At 59.6% G+C, this 19,767-nt stretch carries 19 protein-coding genes and 1 pseudogene; 12 read left to right on the top strand and 8 right to left on the bottom strand.

Translation table 11 applies throughout. The features are described from left to right. Positions 1–140 precede the first annotated feature (140 nt). Positions 141–560, top strand: a complete 420-nt coding sequence (locus tag AC2ISB_RS05115; protein ID WP_339107236.1) for a hypothetical protein — start codon at positions 141–143, stop codon at positions 558–560. Between the two features lie 17 nt (positions 561–577). Here AC2ISB_RS05115 and AC2ISB_RS05110 read toward each other — a convergent pair whose 3' ends face one another. Both AC2ISB_RS05110 and gmk read right to left on the bottom strand, forming a co-directional pair. Beyond that, the gene (locus AC2ISB_RS05110; RefSeq protein ID WP_406720685.1) at positions 578–1,096 is read right to left on the bottom strand and encodes a gamma carbonic anhydrase family protein; all 519 of its coding nucleotides are present in this window, start codon (positions 1,094–1,096) and stop codon (positions 578–580) included. Next, on the bottom strand, positions 1,093–1,731 hold the full coding sequence (gene gmk / locus AC2ISB_RS05105; protein ID WP_339107234.1) for a guanylate kinase: 639 nt from the start codon (positions 1,729–1,731) through the stop codon (positions 1,093–1,095). The genes AC2ISB_RS05110 and gmk overlap by 4 nt, the downstream gene beginning before the upstream one ends. A 972-nt stretch (positions 1,732–2,703) precedes the next feature. Between gmk and AC2ISB_RS05100 the strand changes: the two genes are divergently transcribed. Further along, on the top strand, positions 2,704–3,429 hold the full coding sequence (locus AC2ISB_RS05100) for a PAS domain-containing protein (RefSeq protein ID WP_406720684.1): 726 nt from the start codon (positions 2,704–2,706) through the stop codon (positions 3,427–3,429). Positions 3,430–3,615: 186 nt separating this feature from the next. On the opposite strand, the gene AC2ISB_RS05095 is transcribed toward AC2ISB_RS05100, so the two are convergent. Continuing rightward, positions 3,616–4,989, bottom strand: coding sequence for a class II 3-deoxy-7-phosphoheptulonate synthase (locus tag AC2ISB_RS05095; protein ID WP_339107232.1), 1,374 nt, complete (start codon positions 4,987–4,989; stop codon positions 3,616–3,618). Between the two features lie 217 nt (positions 4,990–5,206). Here AC2ISB_RS05095 and AC2ISB_RS05090 point away from each other — a divergent pair. The 7 genes and pseudogenes from AC2ISB_RS05090 to AC2ISB_RS05060 all read left to right on the top strand — a co-directional run. Further along, a pseudogene (locus tag AC2ISB_RS05090) lies at positions 5,207–6,241 on the top strand (GlxA family transcriptional regulator); the annotation flags it as partial. 340 nt (positions 6,242–6,581) lie between these two features. Continuing rightward, entirely contained in the window at positions 6,582–7,766 is a 1,185-nt protein-coding gene (locus AC2ISB_RS05085; RefSeq protein WP_339107231.1) for an ABC transporter substrate-binding protein, read from the top strand. A gap of 109 nt (positions 7,767–7,875) precedes the next feature. Beyond that, positions 7,876–8,667, top strand: a complete 792-nt coding sequence (locus AC2ISB_RS05080) for an ABC transporter ATP-binding protein (RefSeq protein WP_406720683.1) — start codon at positions 7,876–7,878, stop codon at positions 8,665–8,667. After that, positions 8,664–9,368, top strand: coding sequence for an ABC transporter ATP-binding protein (locus tag AC2ISB_RS05075; protein ID WP_339107229.1), 705 nt, complete (start codon positions 8,664–8,666; stop codon positions 9,366–9,368). Before AC2ISB_RS05080 ends, AC2ISB_RS05075 begins: the two co-directional genes overlap by 4 nt. Position 9,369: 1 nt before the next feature. After that, complete coding sequence (locus AC2ISB_RS05070; protein WP_486576403.1) at positions 9,370–9,732, top strand: hypothetical protein; 363 nt, start codon at positions 9,370–9,372, stop codon at positions 9,730–9,732. After that, positions 9,732–10,784: a branched-chain amino acid ABC transporter permease gene (locus AC2ISB_RS05065; protein WP_339107227.1), complete on the top strand. Its 1,053-nt coding sequence runs from the start codon at positions 9,732–9,734 to the stop codon at positions 10,782–10,784. Before AC2ISB_RS05070 ends, AC2ISB_RS05065 begins: the two co-directional genes overlap by 1 nt. Further along, positions 10,781–12,112, top strand: coding sequence for a branched-chain amino acid ABC transporter permease (locus tag AC2ISB_RS05060; protein ID WP_339107226.1), 1,332 nt, complete (start codon positions 10,781–10,783; stop codon positions 12,110–12,112). Before AC2ISB_RS05065 ends, AC2ISB_RS05060 begins: the two co-directional genes overlap by 4 nt. 36 nt (positions 12,113–12,148) lie before the next feature. Here the strand turns inward: AC2ISB_RS05060 and AC2ISB_RS05055 are convergent, their stop codons facing one another. The 5 genes from AC2ISB_RS05055 to AC2ISB_RS05035 all read right to left on the bottom strand — a co-directional run bounded on the left by AC2ISB_RS05055 (position 12,149) and on the right by AC2ISB_RS05035 (position 16,752). Then, entirely contained in the window at positions 12,149–12,424 is a 276-nt protein-coding gene (locus tag AC2ISB_RS05055) for a putative quinol monooxygenase (RefSeq protein WP_406720680.1), read from the bottom strand. Continuing rightward, a complete protein-coding gene (locus tag AC2ISB_RS05050; protein ID WP_486576400.1) occupies positions 12,397–13,026 on the bottom strand; it encodes a hypothetical protein in 630 nt (209 codons plus the stop codon). Before AC2ISB_RS05050 ends, AC2ISB_RS05055 begins: the two co-directional genes overlap by 28 nt. Before the next feature lie 353 nt (positions 13,027–13,379). Next, complete coding sequence (guaA, locus tag AC2ISB_RS05045; protein ID WP_406720678.1) at positions 13,380–14,942, bottom strand: glutamine-hydrolyzing GMP synthase; 1,563 nt, start codon at positions 14,940–14,942, stop codon at positions 13,380–13,382. Positions 14,943–15,092: 150 nt separating this feature from the next. Further along, positions 15,093–16,202 (bottom strand): 3-dehydroquinate synthase, encoded by a 1,110-nt coding sequence (gene aroB, locus AC2ISB_RS05040; RefSeq protein ID WP_486576397.1) that lies wholly within the window; start codon positions 16,200–16,202, stop codon positions 15,093–15,095. Continuing rightward, a complete protein-coding gene (locus AC2ISB_RS05035) occupies positions 16,195–16,752 on the bottom strand; it encodes a shikimate kinase (protein WP_339109503.1) in 558 nt (185 codons plus the stop codon). Before AC2ISB_RS05035 ends, aroB begins: the two co-directional genes overlap by 8 nt. A gap of 45 nt (positions 16,753–16,797) precedes the next feature. Between AC2ISB_RS05035 and AC2ISB_RS05030 the strand changes: the two genes are divergently transcribed. Genes AC2ISB_RS05030 through AC2ISB_RS05020 form a run of 3 tightly spaced genes read left to right on the top strand, consistent with a single transcriptional unit; the run spans position 16,798 to position 19,758 of the window. Beyond that, complete coding sequence (locus tag AC2ISB_RS05030) at positions 16,798–17,184, top strand: hypothetical protein (protein WP_486576396.1); 387 nt, start codon at positions 16,798–16,800, stop codon at positions 17,182–17,184. A gap of 13 nt (positions 17,185–17,197) precedes the next feature. Beyond that, on the top strand, positions 17,198–18,814 hold the full coding sequence (locus AC2ISB_RS05025; RefSeq protein WP_486576394.1) for a hypothetical protein: 1,617 nt from the start codon (positions 17,198–17,200) through the stop codon (positions 18,812–18,814). Then, complete coding sequence (locus tag AC2ISB_RS05020) at positions 18,811–19,758, top strand: site-specific tyrosine recombinase XerD (protein ID WP_406736700.1); 948 nt, start codon at positions 18,811–18,813, stop codon at positions 19,756–19,758. Before AC2ISB_RS05025 ends, AC2ISB_RS05020 begins: the two co-directional genes overlap by 4 nt. Positions 19,759–19,767 lie beyond the last annotated feature (9 nt).

The following is a 19,767-nucleotide window of genomic DNA, read 5'->3' as shown; positions in this document are numbered from 1 at the left end:
GACCTAAATCAGATCACGGTAAACAGTTGATGACAGGAAATTTTCGCATTTACCATTTGCTAACCACTAGCTGTTTTTGGGGTGTGACATTCCACCCGTTGGCGAGTTAACCTGATCATAACGAAAAGGATTGACGCTAAATGATCTCTCGTCTTGGACCCAATAACCCTCCATCAGAGGTCGAACGCAAATCAGCAGAGCTTGCCGACCGACGGATCTTGGTCATAGAACCGACAATGGAACTGCCGCATGCGCTGCGCGGCGTAACGGGCGCGGCCATCACTATTGCACGGCTGACAACTATAGATGCCGCTCTGATTGAAAGAACAGCACCAGATCTTGTGCTCTCGCCGCTGCTTTCCGAAGCGTTCGATATTCTGGATCTCGCGCGGGTGATGATCCGCTATGGCTATAACGGACCGTTGCGGGCCTATTCCCTGCCCCTGCCCAATGCAGACCTGATCCGGCGCGAAGTGCGCCAGATCTGGCCAAATGGTGATTTCGATATATTCGAAATCCCGAATCTCGCGCCCTCTCCAAACTTTTCACGCAGAAGGTAAACGCAAGGCTCGGGAGGTCAGAGCGCTTTGAGGCCCTTGCGATACCGCTCCGCATTGGCGCGGTAGCGATCAGCCCCCTTGCGCAGCATCGCACGATCCGCCTCTTGCAATTCACGCACGACCTTGCCCGGAGCCCCCAGAACCAGCGAATTATCGGGGATGACCTTGCCTTCGGTCACCAGCGCACCCGCACCAATCAGGCAGCCCTTCCCCACTTTGGCGCCATTCATGATCATTGCGCCCATCCCGACAAGCGTGCCCGCGCAGATTTCGCACCCATGCAGCAATGCGCGATGACCGATGGTGCAGTCCGGCCCGACCACAAGCGGGAACCCCATATCGGTATGCATAATCACGCTTTCCTGCACATTGGACCCCGCGCCGATAAAGATTTCCTCGTTATCGCCGCGCAGGGTTGCGCCGAACCAGACCGAGGCCCCCTCTTCCAGCACCACGCGCCCGATCAGATTGGCATCTGCGGCAATCCAGACATTCTCCGCAAGACGCGGCTTGATCCCGTCAAGTTCATAGATCATCGGTTTTCGAACTCCTCATCCAAAGAACGAATGAACGCATTCAGCCCGGGCTGACGATCCCGCCTTGCCCGTTCGGCCATCAAAATGGTTTTCAGCTCGGCCTCCGCAACATCCAGATCGCGATTGACCAGCACATAGTCATATTCCGCCCAATGGCTGATCTCGGACATGGATTTCTCCATCCGCCCCGCAATCACCTCGTCACTATCTTGCGCACGTGTACGCAACCGGCTTTCCAGTTCGGCAATCGAGGGAGGAAGAATGAAGATCGACACCACATCCTTGCCAAGCGCCGAATTGCGGATCTGCTGCCCGCCCTGCCAATCAATGTCGAACAGCGTGTCGCGGCCTGCCGCCATCGCGGCCTCGACCGGCGCTTTCGGTGTGCCATAGGAATTGCCGAAGACGCGCGCATGTTCGAGCATCTCGTCCTGCGCCACCATATGATCGAACTCTTCATGGGTTTTGAAGAAATACTCGACCCCCTCCCGCTCGCCCGGTCGCGGTTCGCGGGTGGTTGCGGACACGCTGAAGCTCAGGGTCGGGTCCCAGCTCATCAACCGGCGCGCCAAAGTGGATTTTCCCGCCCCCGAGGGCGAGGAAAGAATAATCAGGATACCACGCCGATCGGCCATTCAGTCAGCACTCCACATTAGGGTCGTGTATGGGGAATCTGCCGCCGCGAACCAGCCGGACGATCCGGCTTTCGCACGAGAAACAGACATGTCCGCCCCGCCTAGCATCTTTAGCAATAAAAAGTCGAGCCACAGAGCCCGCCCGAGGCCGGTCACCTCCCGATCTGGCGCAAAGATCTGCCACAAGGCGGTTTTTTGGTGGCCCCACCCGCAGAAAACCGGACCGTTTCCATGCCGCAGTCCCGCCACAAACCCCTCTTCGTTACGATTCGACGGGGCAATCCATTAAAATATCGGCGGGCTTTCTTACGATTGACGCTGAAAAAATCTGACGCGACTCAGGTCCAAATCGACAAGTCTTAACAAATCCTTTCCAAGGCCCAGAAATAAACCTCGGTTTCTTCAGAAATATTAACCATAAGACATTGATTTATTTACTTTAATCACCTGGCCATTTGGACAGGTCTCAAGCCGGGATGCGTCAAAGCTTCAAATTGGTCATATATTTTTCTCAAATCATCTTAAAGATGCAAAATCTGATAATATGCAGGCCCTATGTATGAAATATATAACCTATAAATTCCAAAAACTTGCGTGCCATACTTAAGAATATTCCGCCCGTTGATCCAAGGCATGACACATAGGGATTCAACCATATGTTCGCCGCTAACAGGCCCGCCGACATGTCCTGACCTAGGGGCAAACTTTCGCAAAACGGGCCCGAAATTCTGCCCCTCCTGCCGCAGAAAACCTGCTATAAATTTCTCAAGGGCAGGCAGGGCGCACAGGGCTCCGGCCTTAACCATTTAACAAGTTAGTTCTCCATTCGACGAGAAAATGGCGTATTAAGAGTTCAGTAAGCAATTCGATCCCACGGCCTGCAAAATGGCCCATGCCGCAAAAGCGAGGGGACCACAACGCAATCAGACTGGCAGGCACGATACGCCGCCGCGGATGGTAGGAACGATAACGATGGAAAACGATACGAAGATTGTGCGCATGGACCTTAACGCTGGCAAAGCCCGTCAGGTGACCTCTGAACTCCGCGCCTATTGGGAAGCGCTTCGCATGGGCCGCACGGTTCCGGCGCGCTCGGATATCGACCCCCGTGGTATCGAACGTGCTCTGGAATATGCGTTCATCATCGAACGTGTCGCACCGGGTATGGGCCGTTTCCGTCTGGCCGGTATGCATCTCAATGACCTGATGGGAATGGAAGTGCGCGGCATGCCGATGACCGCCATGTTCGAACCCGCTGGCCGTAAAAAAGTGGCCGAAGCCACCGAAGCCTGCTTTACCGGCCCCGCGATTGCCGAGCTGGATCTGATTGCCGATGACGGGATCGGGCGCCCCGCCCTGAAAGCCAAGCTTCTGATTTTGCCGCTGAAATCCGATCTGGGCGATATCAACCGCGCGCTTGGTTGCCTTGTGGCCGAGGGCGAGTCGATCGGGCGCACGCCGCGCCGCTTTACCGTGACCGATGCGCGCATCACGCAGGTCCAGCAAGGCAAGCCGACCCCTGCCGAGCTGCCCCAGCCCGTCCGCCCCGAGCTGGCCGGTTTTGCCGAGGACGCACCGGTCTTCGGCCATGCGCCGCGCAAACCGCGCCCCGCCGCGCCCGAAATGCCTGCGGCCCCGCAGATGACCACCCCCGAGGAACGTCGCGCCATGTTCCGCGTGGTCAGCAACAACGACTAAACCATAAGGACGGCGCCTCCTTGCGGTTTTCCGCATCGGCGCATGGTCACTCAGAGCCTTCAGAAAGAAGTGAAGCCCCAACGCAAAACGCGGCGGGGCTTCGACCATTTGGGGGATATCACAGCCTCAAAGCCCTTTGGATATAAAAAAGGGGGCCGTAGCCCCCCCTTTTCAAAGGTTTCCCGCTTACAGATTACTGACAGCGCGTTGCTGCGAGCGGCGGTTTTGCAACTCTTCTGCCACAAGGAAGGCCAGTTCCAGCGCCTGATTGGCGTTCAGACGCGGGTCGCAGGCGGTATGGTAGCGTGACGACAGATCTTCGTCGGACACGGCGCGCAGACCACCGGTGCATTCGGTCACATCCTTACCGGTCATCTCGAAATGCACCCCCCCGGGGATCGTGCCTTCGGCATTATGCACGGCGAAGAATTCCCGCACCTCTTGCAGCACCGCTTCAAACGGACGGGTTTTGTAACCGCTGGCCGATTTGATGGTGTTGCCATGCATCGGATCACAGGACCACACAACATTGGCCCCCTCTTCCTGCACGGCCTTGATCAGACGCGGCAGATGCTCGCCCACCTTGCCCGCGCCGAAGCGCGCGATCAGGGTCAGACGACCGGCCTCGTTTTTCGGGTTCAGCTTGGACATCAGAACCTTGAGGTCTTCCGCCGTGGTCGACGGGCCGCATTTGAGGCCGATCGGGTTTTGCACCCCGCGACAGAACTCGACATGCGCGCCATCGGGCTGACGGGTACGATCGCCGATCCAGATCATATGACCCGATCCCGCAACCGGCAGACCCGTCGTGGTATCGGTCCGGCACAGCGCTTCTTCATATTCCAGAAGCAGCGCTTCATGCGAGGTGAAGAAATCGACCGTTTTCAGCTCGGGCGCGGTTTCCGATGTCACGCCAGCGGCGGCCATGAAATCCATTGCTTCGGTGATGCGATCTGCCAACACACGGTATTTCGCGGCTTTTTCCTCGTCGGTGAAGCTGGTGATCCAACCGTGCACGCGATGGATATCGGCGTAACCGCCGGTCGAGAACGCGCGCAGAAGGTTTAGCGAGGCCGCAGCCTGCGTATAGGCCTGCAGCATCCGGTTCGGGTCCGGCACGCGCGCGGCTTCGGTGAAATCGAACCCGTTGATGATATCGCCACGATAGCTGGGCAGCTCGACGCCACCCACCACCTCGGTCGCCGACGAACGCGGCTTGGCGAACTGGCCTGCCATCCGGCCAACCTTGACCACGGGCACTTTCGCCCCCCAGGTCAGGACAATGGCCATTTGCAGCATTACCTTGAATGTATCACGGATATTATCCGCGCCGAATTCTGCAAAGCTTTCGGCGCAATCCCCCCCCTGAAGCAAGAACGCCTCGCCGCGGCAAGCCCGCGCCAACTCGTCACGCAAACTACGGGCCTCGCCCGCAAAAACCAGAGGAGGCATTCGCGAGAGCGACTGTTCAACGGCATTGAGCGCCGCCGCGTCGGGATAGTCGGGCATCTGTACCCGCGGTTTCGCGCGCCAGTCCGACTTTTTCCAACTCTGAGCCATCAGTTCCTCCATTCCGGCTTCTTATAATTAGGCCCGCGTTATAGACCGGACCTTCGCGGCAATAAACAATATTTTCCCCGACTGCATAAAGTTTAATCCATGATGACAGAAGTGGCAGTGAATTGCCTAGCCCGAGGGCATCGGGGCCGTGCTTTCTCTTGCGGGCGTCCATATTCGGTGATTGGGTCGAAGCCCATCAAAGAGTGATGTGTGTAGGATGCGCAAAACCACCCCCAAAAGACTCACGGCCAGGCCAGCCCCTTCCTATGGCTCCCAGCGCCTTCCGGTGCAGAACCGCGCCAAGCGTGTGGTCTTCCTGCTGCTGGACCGTTTCACATTGATGGCCTTTACCAGCGCGCTCGAACCGCTGCGGCTGGCCAACCAGATCTCGGGTCAGCCGCTTTACGAATGGGCGCTGGCCGCCGAGGGGGGCACCAAGGTGCAAAGCTCCAGCCGTGTCGAGATCACGGTGGATATGGGGCTGGACGAGGTGCAGCGCGAGGACACGATCATTGTCTGTGGCGGGATCGATGTGATCGAGGCCACCACCAAGCCGGTGATCAGCTGGCTGCGGCGCGAGGCCCGAAAAGGGGGCGTGATCGGCGGGTTGTGCACGGGTGCATGGGCGCTGGCCGAAGCGGGGCTTCTTGATGAACGCCGCGCCACGATCCACTGGGAAAACCACGATGCCTTCACCGAAGAGTTCGACGAGGTGGATCTGGCGAAATCGGTCTATGTGATCGATGGCAACCGGATGAGCTCGGCAGGTGGCACGGCGGCCCTTGACCTGATGTTGCGCATCGTGGCACGCGATCATGGCGAGGCTCTTGCCAACACGGTTGCGGATCAGCTGATATACACTTCTATTCGCACGGAAAAAGACAGCCAGCGTCTTTCCATTCCAACACGGATCGGGGTGCGCCACCCCAAGCTTTCGCAAGTGATCGGGCGGATGGAGGCGAATATCGAAGAACCGATTTCCCCCGCCAAGCTGGCCACCGAAGTCGGCATGTCGACACGGCAGTTGGAACGGCTGTTCCGCCGCTATCTCGACCGCAGCCCGAAACGCTATTATATGGAATTACGGCTTCAGAAAGCGCGCGCGCTGCTGATGCAGACAGAGATGTCGGTGATCAATGTGGCACTGGCTTGTGGCTTTGCCTCCCCTTCGCATTTCTCCAAATGCTACCGCGCGCATTACCAGACCACCCCCTATCGCGAACGCGGTGCCTCGGGCGGGCATCCGGCTCCTGATCTGGTCGAGGAAGCCCTGCCGATGGTCGAGGAACTGCCCATCGACGCGCCTTGGGATATCGAGATCGCGCAGGACGATTTCGACGAGAACGAGGCCTTCGACGCGGAGGATCCAGAAAATGGGCCAGAAAATGGACCAGAAGACGGAAATGCGCCAGCCCGCCGACCGCATGAGCGGAACTTCTAGGCGATAAACTCGCGCAAGGGGCGATTATTTTCTGTGCCACCAGCCCCTTCGCCGTATTTTCGTCCAGCACCTGCTGTGGCACACCTTCCCTTTGATGCGCATCCCTTTTATTCTGACCGGCAAGTCAAAACACGATCAGGGGAGATAACTGATGCGCAACCTTTTGCTGGTAACCACCGCTCTTGCCATGACCGGCACGGCGGCTCTTGCCGATGACGTGAAAATCGGCGTTCTGCTTGGGTTTACCGGCCCTCTTGAATCGCTGGCCCCCGGCATGGCCGAAGGTGCGGAACTGGCGATGAAAGAAGTCAGCGATAGCGGCAAGTTCATGGATGGCTCGACCGTGACGCCAGTTCGCGGAGATTCCACCTGCATCGATGCAGGTGCGGCAACCTCTACCGCAGAGCGCCTGATCACCAGCGATGGTGTGAAAGGCATCTTTGGTGCGATGTGCTCGGGCGCCACCAGCGCCGTTCTGCAAAACGTCGCTATGGCCAATGGTATGGTCATGATCTCGCCTTCCGCCACCTCTCCGGCCCTGTCGGATATGGAAGATGACGGGCTCTTCTTCCGCACCGCGCCCTCCGATGCGCGTCAGGGCGATGTCATGGCCGATATCATTCTGGAACATGGCATCAAATCGGTCGCCCTGACCTATACCAATAACGACTATGGCAAGGGGCTCGCGGATAGTTTCCAAAGCGCCTACGAGGCCAAGGGGGGCACAGTCACGATTTCGGCGTCGCATGAGGATGGCAAGGGCGATTACTCGGCCGAAGTCGGCGCGCTGGCCTCGGCGGGCGGCGATGCGCTGGTGGTTGCGGGCTATGTCGACCAGGGCGGTTCGGGCATTCTGCGCGGGGCGCTTGATACCGGTGCGTTCGACACCTTCGTTCTGCCCGATGGCATGATCGCCTCGGCGCTTGAAAACAACTTTGGCGACGAGCTCGATGGCTCTTTCGGCCAGATCCCCTCTTCGGAAGGCGAAGGCAAGGACAAATTCCTTGCGCTGGCGCAAGCGGCAGGCTTCGACGGCAATCAGGTCTATTCCGGCGAATCCTACGATGCAGCGGCCCTGATCATGCTGGCGATGGCCGAGGCGAAATCCACCGATCCGAAGGTCTACAAGACCCATATCATGGATATTGCAAACGGTCCGGGCGAAAAGATCCTGCCCGGTCAACTGGGCCATGCGCTTGACCTGATCGCTGAAGGCAAAAAGATCGATTATGACGGCGCCTCTTCGGTCAATCTGATCAAGGGTGGCGAGTCCGCGGGCACTTTCCGCGAAGTCGAAATCAAGGATGGCAAGATCGAAACGGTTAAATACCGCTAAGCTCTCCGACATGCAGTGGACAGCCCGGGACCAATGCGCCCCGGGCTGTTTTCCGTAGCGCAAGGATCAGGGGTCAAGGGTCCGGCGCGGTCAACAGACGGGACAAAAAATGATAAGGGTTGAAAACCTAAAGAAACAATTCGGCGGCTTCCATGCTGTCGACGGGGTCACATTGAACATCGCCAAAGGCTCGATCACCGGCTTGATCGGCCCGAATGGCGCGGGAAAATCCACCCTGTTCAACGTCATCGCAGGCGTCCATAAACCGACCTCCGGTCAGGTCTTTCTGGATGGCGAGGACATCACCGGCCTTTCACCGGATTCCTTGTTTCACAAGGGCTTACTGCGCACTTTTCAGATTGCGCATGAATTCCCTTCGCTCACGGTGCGCGAAAACCTGATGATGGTGCCCGCAGGCCAGAGCGGCGAAACGCTCTGGTCGGCCTTGTTCCAGCGCAAGAAAATCCGCGAGGAAGAAGCACAGCTTCTGAAGAAAGCCGATGAGGTTCTTGATTTCCTTACGATTTCCCATCTGAAGGATGAAAAGGCCGGCAACCTGTCGGGCGGTCAGAAAAAGCTGCTGGAATTGGGACGCACGATGATGGTCGATGCGAAGATCGTCTTCCTTGACGAGGTCGGCGCCGGTGTCAACCGCACCCTGCTGAACACGATCGGCGATGCCATCGTACGGCTCAACAAAGAGCGCGGCTATACATTCTGCGTCATCGAACATGACATGGATTTTATCGGGCGGCTCTGCGATCCGGTCATCGTGATGGCCGAGGGCAAGATGCTGGCCACGGGGGCTCCCGATACGATCATGCAAAACGAAGCGGTCATCGAAGCCTATCTGGGCACCGGACTGAAGAACAAGGCCGTTGTGGCCACGGAGGCAGAATGAGCTTTCTCTCAGCATCCCAGATGACTGGCGGCTATGGCAAGGCGGATATCCTGCATGGCTGTACATTAACGGTCGAGAAAGGCCAGATTGCGGTGATCGTCGGCCCGAACGGGGCCGGAAAATCCACCGCGATGAAGGCCGTGTTCGGCATGTTGCCGCTGCGCAGCGGCTCGGTCACACTGGATGGCGACGACATCACCTCCCTCACGCCGCAGGACCGTGTTGGCCGCGGAATGGGGTTTGTGCCGCAGGTCAACAATGTCTTCCCGACGATGAGCGTCGAGGAAAACCTTGAGATGGGCGCATTCACCCGCCGCGACGATTTCCGCGATACTATCGAGCAGGTCTACGAGCTTTTCCCGATCCTGCGCGAGAAACGTCGGCAGAATGCGGGCGAGTTGTCGGGCGGGCAGCGTCAGCAGGTGGCCGTGGGCCGTGCGCTGATGACGAAACCCAAGCTGCTGATGCTGGACGAACCCACCGCAGGGGTCAGCCCGATTGTGATGGACGAGCTTTTCGACCGCATCATCGACGTGGCACGGACAGGGATCTCGATCCTGATGGTGGAACAGAACGCGCGCCAAGCCCTTGAAATCGCGGATGTCGGCTATGTTCTGGTGCAGGGCGCAAATGCCTATACCGATACCGGCCCCGCGCTTCTGGCTGATCCGGAAGTGCGCCGCACCTTTCTTGGGGGATAAGATGAAAAAAATCCTATATCCCTTTGTTCTGATATCTTTTTTCGCGCAAGCTTGCACTGCAGAAGGTCGCAAGGACACGCTTCTGACCTGTCACTTTGACAGCCGCGAGGTCATCCTTTCCCAGGATGGCGCCGACGGATTGCTCTGGACCGATAACCGCGACCATACCACCGGCGTCATGGCCGCATGGACGCGCAACGACACCAGCATACAGATCACAACGCCTCTGGTGATGGATCTTTCCGTCATGATCACCCTGCCGGCAATGGACCATATCCCCGCTGGCACGCCTGCAAAATTCACCCGTTCGGGACTGGGGCTGACGCCGACCACTCTCGACGGCACTTGTGAGGAACCGGTTTAATGGAAGCCCTCAACGCATTGGTGGCCTTCGCCAATTACGTCTTCATCCCCGCGCTGTCCTATGGCTCGCAACTGGCCCTTGGCGCGCTTGGAGTGACCCTTGTCTACTCGATCCTGCGCTTCTCGAATTTCGCGCATGGCGATATGATGGCCTTCGGCACGGGCGTGACAATTCTTGTGACATGGCTTTTGCAGGATGCCGGTCTGGGCCTTGGTCCCTTGCCCACGGCGCTTCTGGCGCTCCCGATCGGCATCGTCGTCACCGCCGCGCTGGCCTTGGTGACCGACCGTCTTGTCTATGCCCATTACCGCAAGATCCGTGCGACACCGGTGGTGCTGGTCATGGTCTCGGTCGGGGTGATGTTCGTGATGAACGCGCTGACGCGCATCATGATCTCCGTGCTCTCCGTGCCTGTTCTGGGCGCGAAGGAGGCGGTCTCGGGCGTCGACGAAATCCGCTTTGCCGATGGCGAACGCTTTCTGGTCTCGGCGCGCGCATTCAAGAACTGGAGCGGCCTGTCGGAGCCGCTGGCCATCCGCGCCAGCTCGGCCATCACCTTCGTCACCGCAATCCTCGTGATGATCGCGCTATTCTGGTTTCTGAACCGGACGCGGGCGGGCAAATCGATGCGCGCTTTCTCGGATAACGAGGATCTGGCGCTTTTGTCGGGGATCGACCCCAAACGTGTGGTGATGATCACATGGATCATCACCGCCGCCCTCGCCACCATCGCAGGCACGCTTTACGGGCTTGATAAATCCTTCAAGGCTTTCAACTACTTCCAGCTGCTTCTACCGATTTTCGCCGCCACCATTCTGGGCGGGATCGGCAATCCGGTCGGGGCCATTGTCGGCGGCTATATCATCGCCTTCTCGGAGGTGGGTGTGACCTATGCGTGGAAGAAAATCGCGACCTATCTGATCCCCGGTTGGGAGCCCTCGGGCCTCGTGCAACTGCTCTCCACCGATTATAAATTCGCGGTCAGCTTCACCATCCTGATTGCCGTGCTGATCTTCCGTCCCACCGGTCTTTTCAAGGGGAAATCGATATGAGTTCTCGTCAAGCGGATGCCGCAGCGGGCGGCAAACTGCGCACCCCCATTCTGTTTCTTGCCTTGCTGGCGCTGTTCGCAATCGAGGCGGCGACATCAGGCTGGAATGCGGCTTTGGTGATTTTGAACATGGGCGTCATCAGCGCGATCATGGCGCTGGGGCTCAATCTGCAATGGGGCTATGCGGGCCTGTTCAACGCGGGCACTATGGGCTTTATCGCCTTGGGTGGCGTTGCGCCTGTGCTGATCTCCATGCCTGCCACCCAAGGCGCGATGAGCGCGGGTGGTTGGCGCATCCTGCTGGCACTGGCCATCGCCATTGCGGTGCTGGCGATTGCGGTGCAACTGTGGAAGCGGCTGCGTAAAGGGCTGCGCGGGCTGGCCACCTGCCTCGTGCTGGTGATCGGTTTCTTCCTGTTCCGCGGCGTCTTCGATCCCGGCGTCAGCGCGGTGGAGGCGATCAACCCCTCTGCACAAGGCTATCTGGGCGGGCTCGGATTGCCGGTGCTGTTGGCATGGCCGGTCGGGGCGCTGTTTGCCGCGCTGGCGGCATGGGCCATCGGCAAGGCCGCTTTGGGCCTGCGCTCGGACTATCTGGCGATTGCCACGCTTGGCATCGCGGAAATCATCGTGGCCGTGCTGAAAAACGAGAACTGGCTGGATCGGGGGGTGATGAATGTCAACGGCATCCCGCGCCCCTTCTTCATCCCGCGCGAGATAGACCTGCAGGCCTCGGGCGAGTTCGTCGCCCATGCCGCGCAATTCGGCATGGATCCGGTGCTGGCCTCGACCGTATTCGTCAAACTCCTGTATCTTGTGCTTTTCTCGGTGGTGCTGGTGGTTTTCGTGATTGCTGCGCAACTGGCCCTGCATTCGCCCTGGGGCCGCATGATGCGCGCCATCCGCGAAAACGAGGTGGCAGCCGCGGCTATGGGCAAGAACGTGACGAAGCGCCATTTGCAGATCTTCATCATCGGTTCCGCCATCTGCGGTTTCGCAGGGGCCATGATGGTGACGCTGGACGGCCAACTGACCCCTGCAACCTATAACCCGCTGCGCTTTACCTTCCTGATCATGGTGATGGTGATCCTTGGCGGGTCGGGCAATAACTGGGGCGCGGTTCTGGGCGGTATTCTGGTATGGTTCCTGTGGATCAAGGCCGAGGCTTGGGGGCCGGATCTGCTGCAGCTTCTGACCGCAGGCATGGCACCGGGCGCGCTCAAGGACCATCTTCTGGAATCTGCGGCCCAGATGCGCTATCTGGCGATGGGGCTGGTCCTGCTGCTGGTGCTGCGCTTTGCGCCACGCGGGCTTCTGCCCGAGCGCTGATGATAACTGGCGTGTCCCGTGACAAACGGGATGCGCCTAACTCCGCGTGATGTCATAGTCGCGCTTGATCGCACGGGTCCTTTCGCCCCAGATCGAATGGGCAAGCCGCGATTGATGCGCCTCAAACGCCCGCCTGTCGATAAAGCTTTCGGTCACGCGCCAGACCAGCGGATCTTCGGTTTCCTCCACCTCGAATAGCAGGCATCCCGGCTCGGCCAGTGTCAGCGCACGGTGTTGCGGCAGATAAAGGCGGATAAGCTCGGCCTCCTCGCGGTTTTTACAAATCAGATGGCCAGAGACATGGACCGGCATAGCGTTTCTCCCGGACGACTGGATCTGAGAACCAGATTTGGAATCAGATGTGCTTGTTCCAGAAGTTTATCGTCAAACGCCGGAGCCACCAAGATACCCGTTTGCGGCGTGGTCAGACGCGACGCATCAAACAGGTTGCGATGCACATGGAACAGATCCGCATGGACCGCCTGCACCGGTTTGTAATACAGCAACACCCTCTGCCCTTCGGCATCCAGAAGCTGCATCCGTAGCCCCTGAAAGGCATCCATCACCAGAACCGGTGCCTGTCTGACGGTCATCTGGTCCAAAGAGCCGGCGGCATCACTTGTGGGCATATAGCGCGGCAGGTGATCCATCCTCACGCGCCCGTGCAGATAGCGGTCATAATAGTCCAGACAGGCGCGCAGCTCGTTCAGACACCCGATCAACCCGCGATCCATATCCGCCGCGTTCTGACGGGCGATCTGCGCCCCGTGCTGCAAGGCCCGCCGCACCGACACCCCATCATCACGTAGAAAATGCGCCTCCAACGGACCATAGGCCTCTTCCAAAGCGCGCAGCCCCAGAACCATACCGGAAAGATGCAAAGGCTTCCGGTTCAGGTCGACGAGCTTACTCATATCACCATCCATGCGATCCTCCTTGGGTTGAAATCCTAAAGGCACGATGGGCGGCGAATGGTTAACAGAGATTGAAATAAGGCAGAAAATCCTGAGGATGAAACAAAACCACAGGTTGCATACGGGCAAGCCCCCGAAGGCCGATCATATTTTATGCAACATGCTTATAATAAAGCCTGCCAGAGTATGACGCCAATGCCTCAAAGCCCGCACGAGTGCAAAGAGACGCGGCAAAAAAGCGGCCCGATGCGAGGGAAACTTTTGGCGTCGCCTTCTGACGACGCATGGCAGGCACAAAAAAGCCCGCAAGAATGCGGGCTTAAATGCAGTTTCTCAGGAATCAACGCCCGAAATCATTCCCACTCGATCGTGCCCGGGGGCTTCGAGGTGATGTCATAGGTCACGCGGTTGATGCCCTTGACTTCATTGATGATCCGCGTGGCTGTCTCGCCAAGGAAGTCGTGGGTGAAGGGGTAGTAATCCGCCGTCATCCCGTCGACCGAGGTTACTGCGCGCAGCGCACAAGCGTAGTCATAGGTCCGACCGTCGCCCATAACGCCCACGGTCCGCACCGGAAGAATCGCCACGAAGGCCTGCCAGATTTCATCATAAAGACCATGCTTGCGGATCTGGTCGATATAAACCGCATCCGCTTTGCGCAGGATCTCCAGCTTTTCGCGGGTGATCTCGCCGGGGCAGCGGATCGCCAGACCCGGTCCGGGGAACGGGTGACGGCCGATGAAGCTATCGGGCAGACCGAGTTCACGGCCAAGCTCACGAACCTCGTCCTTGAAGAGCTCCCGAAGCGGTTCGACCAGCTTCAGACCCATCTTTTCAGGCAGGCCGCCAACATTGTGGTGCGACTTGATGGTGACCGAAGGACCGCCCGAGAAGGACACGGATTCGATCACATCGGGATAGAGCGTGCCTTGCGCCAAGAATTCGGCGCCCTCAATCTCATTGGCGTATTTCTGGAACACGTCGATGAAGAGCTTGCCGATGGTCTTACGCTTGACCTCGGGGTCCGAGACCCCTTCCAGTGCGCCGATGAACAGATCGGATTCATCTGCCGCGATCAGCTTGATGTTATAATTGTCGCGGAACATGGCGACGACCTGCTCGGCCTCGTCTTGACGCAGAAGCCCGTGGTCGACGAAGACGCAGGTCAACTGCTCGCCGATGGCCTCATGCAGCAGGATCGCGGTGACCGAGCTGTCCACACCGCCGGAGAGGCCGCAGATGACCTGCTTGTCGCCAACCTGTTCGCGGATGGTCTTGATGGCTTCCTCGCGGTAGGCCGCCATGGTCCAGTCGCCGGTAAAACCTGCTTTGCGCAGGAAGTTCTCGATCAGCGCCTTGCCGTTGGGCGTATGATGCACCTCGGGGTGGAACTGGACCGCGTAGAACTGGCGGCTTTCGTCTGCGGTGATCGCATAGGGCGCATTCGGCGAGGTGCCGATGACCTCGAAGCCCGGAGCAAGCTGGGTCACGCGGTCACCGTGGCTCATCCAGACCTGCTCGCGGCCATCATTGAGGAAGAGACCGGCGAAGATACCGTCGAGCTTGTGGCCTTCGGCAGGCGTCACATAGGCGCGGCCATATTCGGCATGATGTCCTGCTTCGACTTTGCCGCCGAGCTGTTCCATCATGACTTGCTGACCGTAGCAGATGCCAAAGATCGGAAGGCCCATCTCGAACAGGGCCTGCGGCGCGCGGGGAGAGCCTTCGCGCGTCACGCTGTCAGGTCCGCCCGAGAGGATCACGGCCAGAGGCGCGATCTCGCGGATCACCTCTTCGGTGACCGATTGATAGGGGCGGATTTCGCAATAGACATTCAGCTCGCGCAGGCGGCGCGCGATCAGCTGCGTCACCTGGGAACCGAAGTCGATGATAAGGAGGGTCTGATGCTGTGCCATATGCGAGCCTTTAAGGGGCGTTTTTCACAAAGGCAATAACTTTGCGAAAGCCGCGTGTGGATGGGGAGAAGACGGGGGCTCTGCCCCCTCTGGCGCGGGATGCCCCGCGCCATTCACCCCCGGGATATTTCGGGCAGCTGGATGCAGGGGTTACCGCCGACGGCCGAGGGCTTCTTCCAGCACCGTCTTCAGGGTGTCGCGCGGGACGTCGGAGGTGACAAAGGCCTCGCCTATGCCGCGCGCCAGAATGAAGCGGAGCTTGCCATCGAGAACCTTCTTGTCCTGCGCCATCAGCGCGATGAGGCCTTCGGCGTCGGGCAGCGGACCCTCGATATCGGCAAGGTCGGTTTTCATGCCCATCGCGCGCAGATGGGCGCGGACGCGCGAGGGGGCCTCCTGTGCGCAAAGGCCCAGTTTCTGACTGAGTTCAAAGGCCAGGGCGCAGCCGATAGAGACGCCCTCGCCGTGAAGCAGGCGGCTGGAATAGCCGGTGGCTGATTCCAGCGCATGGCCGAAGGTATGGCCGAGATTCAGAAGGGCGCGGTCGCCTTCTTCGGTTTCGTCGCGCGCCACGATATCGGCCTTCATCTGCACCGAGCGACGCACGGCCTCCTGACGCAGCGCTGTATCGCCTTTGGCCAATGAGGGGCCGTTGGTTTCCAGCCAGTCGAAGAAATCTGCCGAGCCAAGCAGACCGTATTTCGCCACCTCGCCATAGCCTGCAAGGAAATCGCGCGGGGTGAGCGTGCCCAACAGGTCGATATCGGCCAGCACCAGGGAGGGTTGATGGAAGGCCCCGATCAGATTTTTGCCGCTGGGCGCATTGATCCCCGTCTTGCCGCCGACCGAGCTGTCCACCTGTGCCAGAAGCGTTGTCGGGATCTGCACGAAGCGCACACCGCGCCGCAGGACCGAAGCCGCAAAGCCCACGAGGTCACCAATCACGCCGCCGCCAAAGGCGATGACGATATCCTTGCGTTCGACCTTCTGTTCCAGCAGCCATTCCACCGTATGGGTGAAATGCGGCCAGCTTTTGGTGGATTCGCCTGCCGGAAGCGTCAGGGATACCATCTCCATATCCCCCAGCCCCGCGCGCAGCGCTGCCAGATGAAGTGCGCCCACGGTCTCGTCGGTGACGACCGCCACGCGGGGACGGCGCAAGAGCGGCGCGATCTCGGCCCCCGCACGGGCCAGAAGCCCTGCCCCGATCCGCACCTGATAGGCGCGCGCGCCCAGTTCCACCGCTACGATATCAACCATTCTGTCGCTCCGTCTTGAATAGGTCCGGCACCTTATGCAGCGCCTCGAGCACCTTGGCTGTCATCGCGCTCACATCGGTTTGAGGACCGGCTTCCACATGTATCTGCGCTTGGGCATAGACCGGAAGGCGTGCCTCCAGCATGGCGCGCAGGGTGCCTTTCGGATCAGCGGTTTTCAGAAGCGGGCGCGTTGTCTTGAGCCGCACGCGATGCCACAGGGTCTCCAGATCGGCCTGAAGCCAGACCGACACACCGCGTTCGGCGATGACGCGTCGATTGGCTTCGGACAGAAACGCTCCGCCGCCGGTGGAAATCACCGCAGGGGCGCCGCGCAACAACCGTTCGAGGATCTCGGTTTCGCGCGCACGAAAGAACGGCTCGCCATCGCGGGCGAAGATCTCGGCGACACTCATCTGCGCAGCCTCTTCAATGGCCTCGTCGCTATCGAGAAAGGGCACATCGAGCGTCTGGGCCAAAGCCTGACCGATCGTGGTCTTGCCGCAGCCCATCATGCCCACCAACACGATGCTTCTTTCCAGCCGGTTTGTCACTCGTCCGCCCACGCGCCCCTCTTGTCTTGCCCTACAGTCGCCTCTGTGCACCACCGCACCGGAAATCGCAAAAAGGCCTGCAAGCCTCTTACTTGGCGCAATCGTGAAGATTTCCTTCCTCAATGGCGTGAACTTCCCCAAAATGCCAGTTATAATGTGCAGGATTTTGTGATCGATGCGGCAGCGGGGGACGGTTATCCGCCTTGCACCTGCCGCCTCAACGCCGTGAAATCGCAAGAGCAGAACGCGAAAAGACATAACAGACGAAAGACGTGGGGACAGATGGGGCGCATCTTCAAAGTAATCGTAATCCTGTTGATACTGGCCGTTCTGGCCGTCATCGGTTACGCCTATATCGGTGATATGGCGCCGCGGCAGGAAGAGACATCCGTGGACGTTACCTTGCCGGACCAACCGGCCGCGCAAGAATAACCGGAGATCAGGCGTGGCCACCCCTCCTCTTGCAGCTGCGGCGATTCTCTGGATTGGGACGGTCGGCTGGGCGCAGGCTCAGGAGGATGCGCCGATTTCGGCCATCGACTGGCTGTCCAACTCGATCGTGACACCGACCGCCATGCCCGCCAGCCCGACCTTGGGGGGCGCGCAGCCCGCCACTCCCGGCGGAAGCCTATCGGTGATGCCACCGGTTCCGGGCGAGCCTCCCATCAGCAAAGGCGTGGGAACGGAAGATATTTCCGTTTTCACTCTGGGTGGACCCGATCCGAATATGATCGGGCTTCTGCCTGCGGCGCGCGCGGGCCTGCCCAAAACGCTTTGGGGCAAAACGCCAGAGACAGATCTGGTGGCGCTGGTGCGCAAGGAGCAGATCAATACCGCGCTGCCGGCCATCCAGTCGCTCTTGCAAAAACTGCTGCTGGCCGAGCTGGACCCGCCCGAGATTTCCAATCCCAATCGCGAAGACAGCCTGTTTCTGGCGCGGATTGACAAGCTGCTGGATCAAGGTGCTTTGGAACCGGCTTTAGCGATGCTCGAACAGGATACGACCGCCGATCCGGAAGTGTTCCGCCGCCGTTTCGATGTGGCGCTTTTGTTGGGCGAAGAAGACAGCGCCTGCAAGCTGATGGACACCACCCCCGATGTGGCACCGTCTTTCGGGGCGCGGATCTTCTGTCTGGCACGCAACGGGGATTGGGAAGCGGCGGCTGTGTCGTTGCAAAGCGGCGAGGCCTTGGGGCAGTTCGATCCGGAAACCGCGACTCTTATGGAGCGGTTTCTGGAACCCGAACTGACCGATGACAGCGAGGATCTGCCGCCGCCCACCCGCATCACCCCGCTGAATTTCCGCATGATGGAGGCCATCGGGCAATCCCTGCCCACCACCAGCCTGCCTTTGGCCTTTGCCCATGCCGATCTCCGCTCGAATAACGGCTGGAAAGCCCAGATCGAGGCGGCCGAACGGCTGGCACCGCATGGGGCGATCGACCCGAACCAGCTTCTGGGCCTTTATACCGAACGTCGGGCAGCGGCCTCCGGCAGCCTATGGGATCGAGTCTCGGCGGTATCGCAACTGGATAAGGCGGTGGAGGAAAACGATCTCGACAAAATCAACGAGATCCTGCCGCAAGCCTATAAAGCGATGGAACAGGTCGAGCTGGAGCCTGTTCTGGCCCAGCTTTACGGGCCGCGACTGGCGGCGATGGATTTGCAGGGCGCGGCCAAGCAGATCGGTTTCCGGCTGGGCCTGCTGTCGGAAGATTACGAGAATGTCGCCAAGAATGCGGCGGATGACGATCCCGATGATGCGCTGCTAATCGCGCTTGCCTTGGGCAATACCGAAACCGTTCCCGCACAGGACCAGCTTGGCCTTGCGCTCAAGCGCGTGTTCGACGCCCCGCCCGAACAGGCCCCCGCGCCCTATCGTGGCCTCCTGCCCGACCAGCTTGGTGCGGCGGTGCTGGAAGCGGCGGATGACATCACTAATGGCGCCAGAGGCGATTACCCCCGTATGGTGAACGGCCTGACACTGCTACGGCTGGTCGGGCTAGAGGATGTGGCGCGCCGCACCGCCTTGGAAATGATCATTCTGGAGCGCCGGGGATGAGTGATCGTGTCCCGACAGATCTCAACTGGCTGTCGATCTTTCTCGAGGCGCAGGCCGCCGAAGCGGGGGCTGCGCATAATACCGTGCTCAGCTACGGGCGCGATCTGAACGACTTTCTGGCCTTCACAAGCGCCAAGTCGCTGTCTTTCGGCACGCTTGCACAGGATGATATCGAGACCTATCTGATCCGCTGCGAGGCCGATGGTCTGGCCCAATCCACCCGCGCGCGCCGACTGTCGGCCATCCGGCAGCTTTTCCGTTTTGCCTATGAGGAAGGCTGGCGCAGCGACAACCCGTCTTTGCGGATCAGCGGCCCCGGCAAGGTGAAGGCCTTGCCGAAAATCCTGTCGATAGAAGAGGTTGACCGCCTGCTTGTGGCGGCGCGCGATCATGGGCGCCATCCGATTGACCGCGCTCGCAATCGCTGCCTGATGGAAATGCTCTATGCCACCGGCATGCGTGTCAGCGAGCTGGTCACCCTGCCCGTTTCGGGCGCGCGCGGCAATCCGGCGATGCTGATGGTCAATGGCAAGGGCGGCAAGGACCGTATGGTTCCGCTGTCCGAACATGCGCGTCAGGCGCTGGCCGATTGGATCATATTGCGCGACGAAGCCGAAGATGACGCCCATCGCAAGGCCCGCAAGCCCTTGTCACGCTTTCTTTTTCCCTCTTCGGGCAAAGACGGGCATCTGACGCGGCAGGCTTTCCACCGGTTGTTGAAAGACTTTGCGGTCGAGGCGGGGATAAGCCCTGCCAAAGTCACGCCGCATGTGCTGCGCCACGCCTTTGCCACGCATCTGTTGCAAGGCGGCGCAGATTTACGGGCGATCCAGATGCTTTTGGGGCATGCGGATCTTTCCACGACAGAGATCTATACCCATGTGTTGGACGAGCGGCTGAAAACGCTGGTGATGCAGCATCATCCGCTAGCAAAACGATCTTGAAGCAGGGCA

The sequence above is a fragment of the Thioclava sp. NS-SX20 genome (genome assembly GCF_057380695.1).
This window is presented reverse-complemented; position numbering and strand designations above follow the sequence as displayed.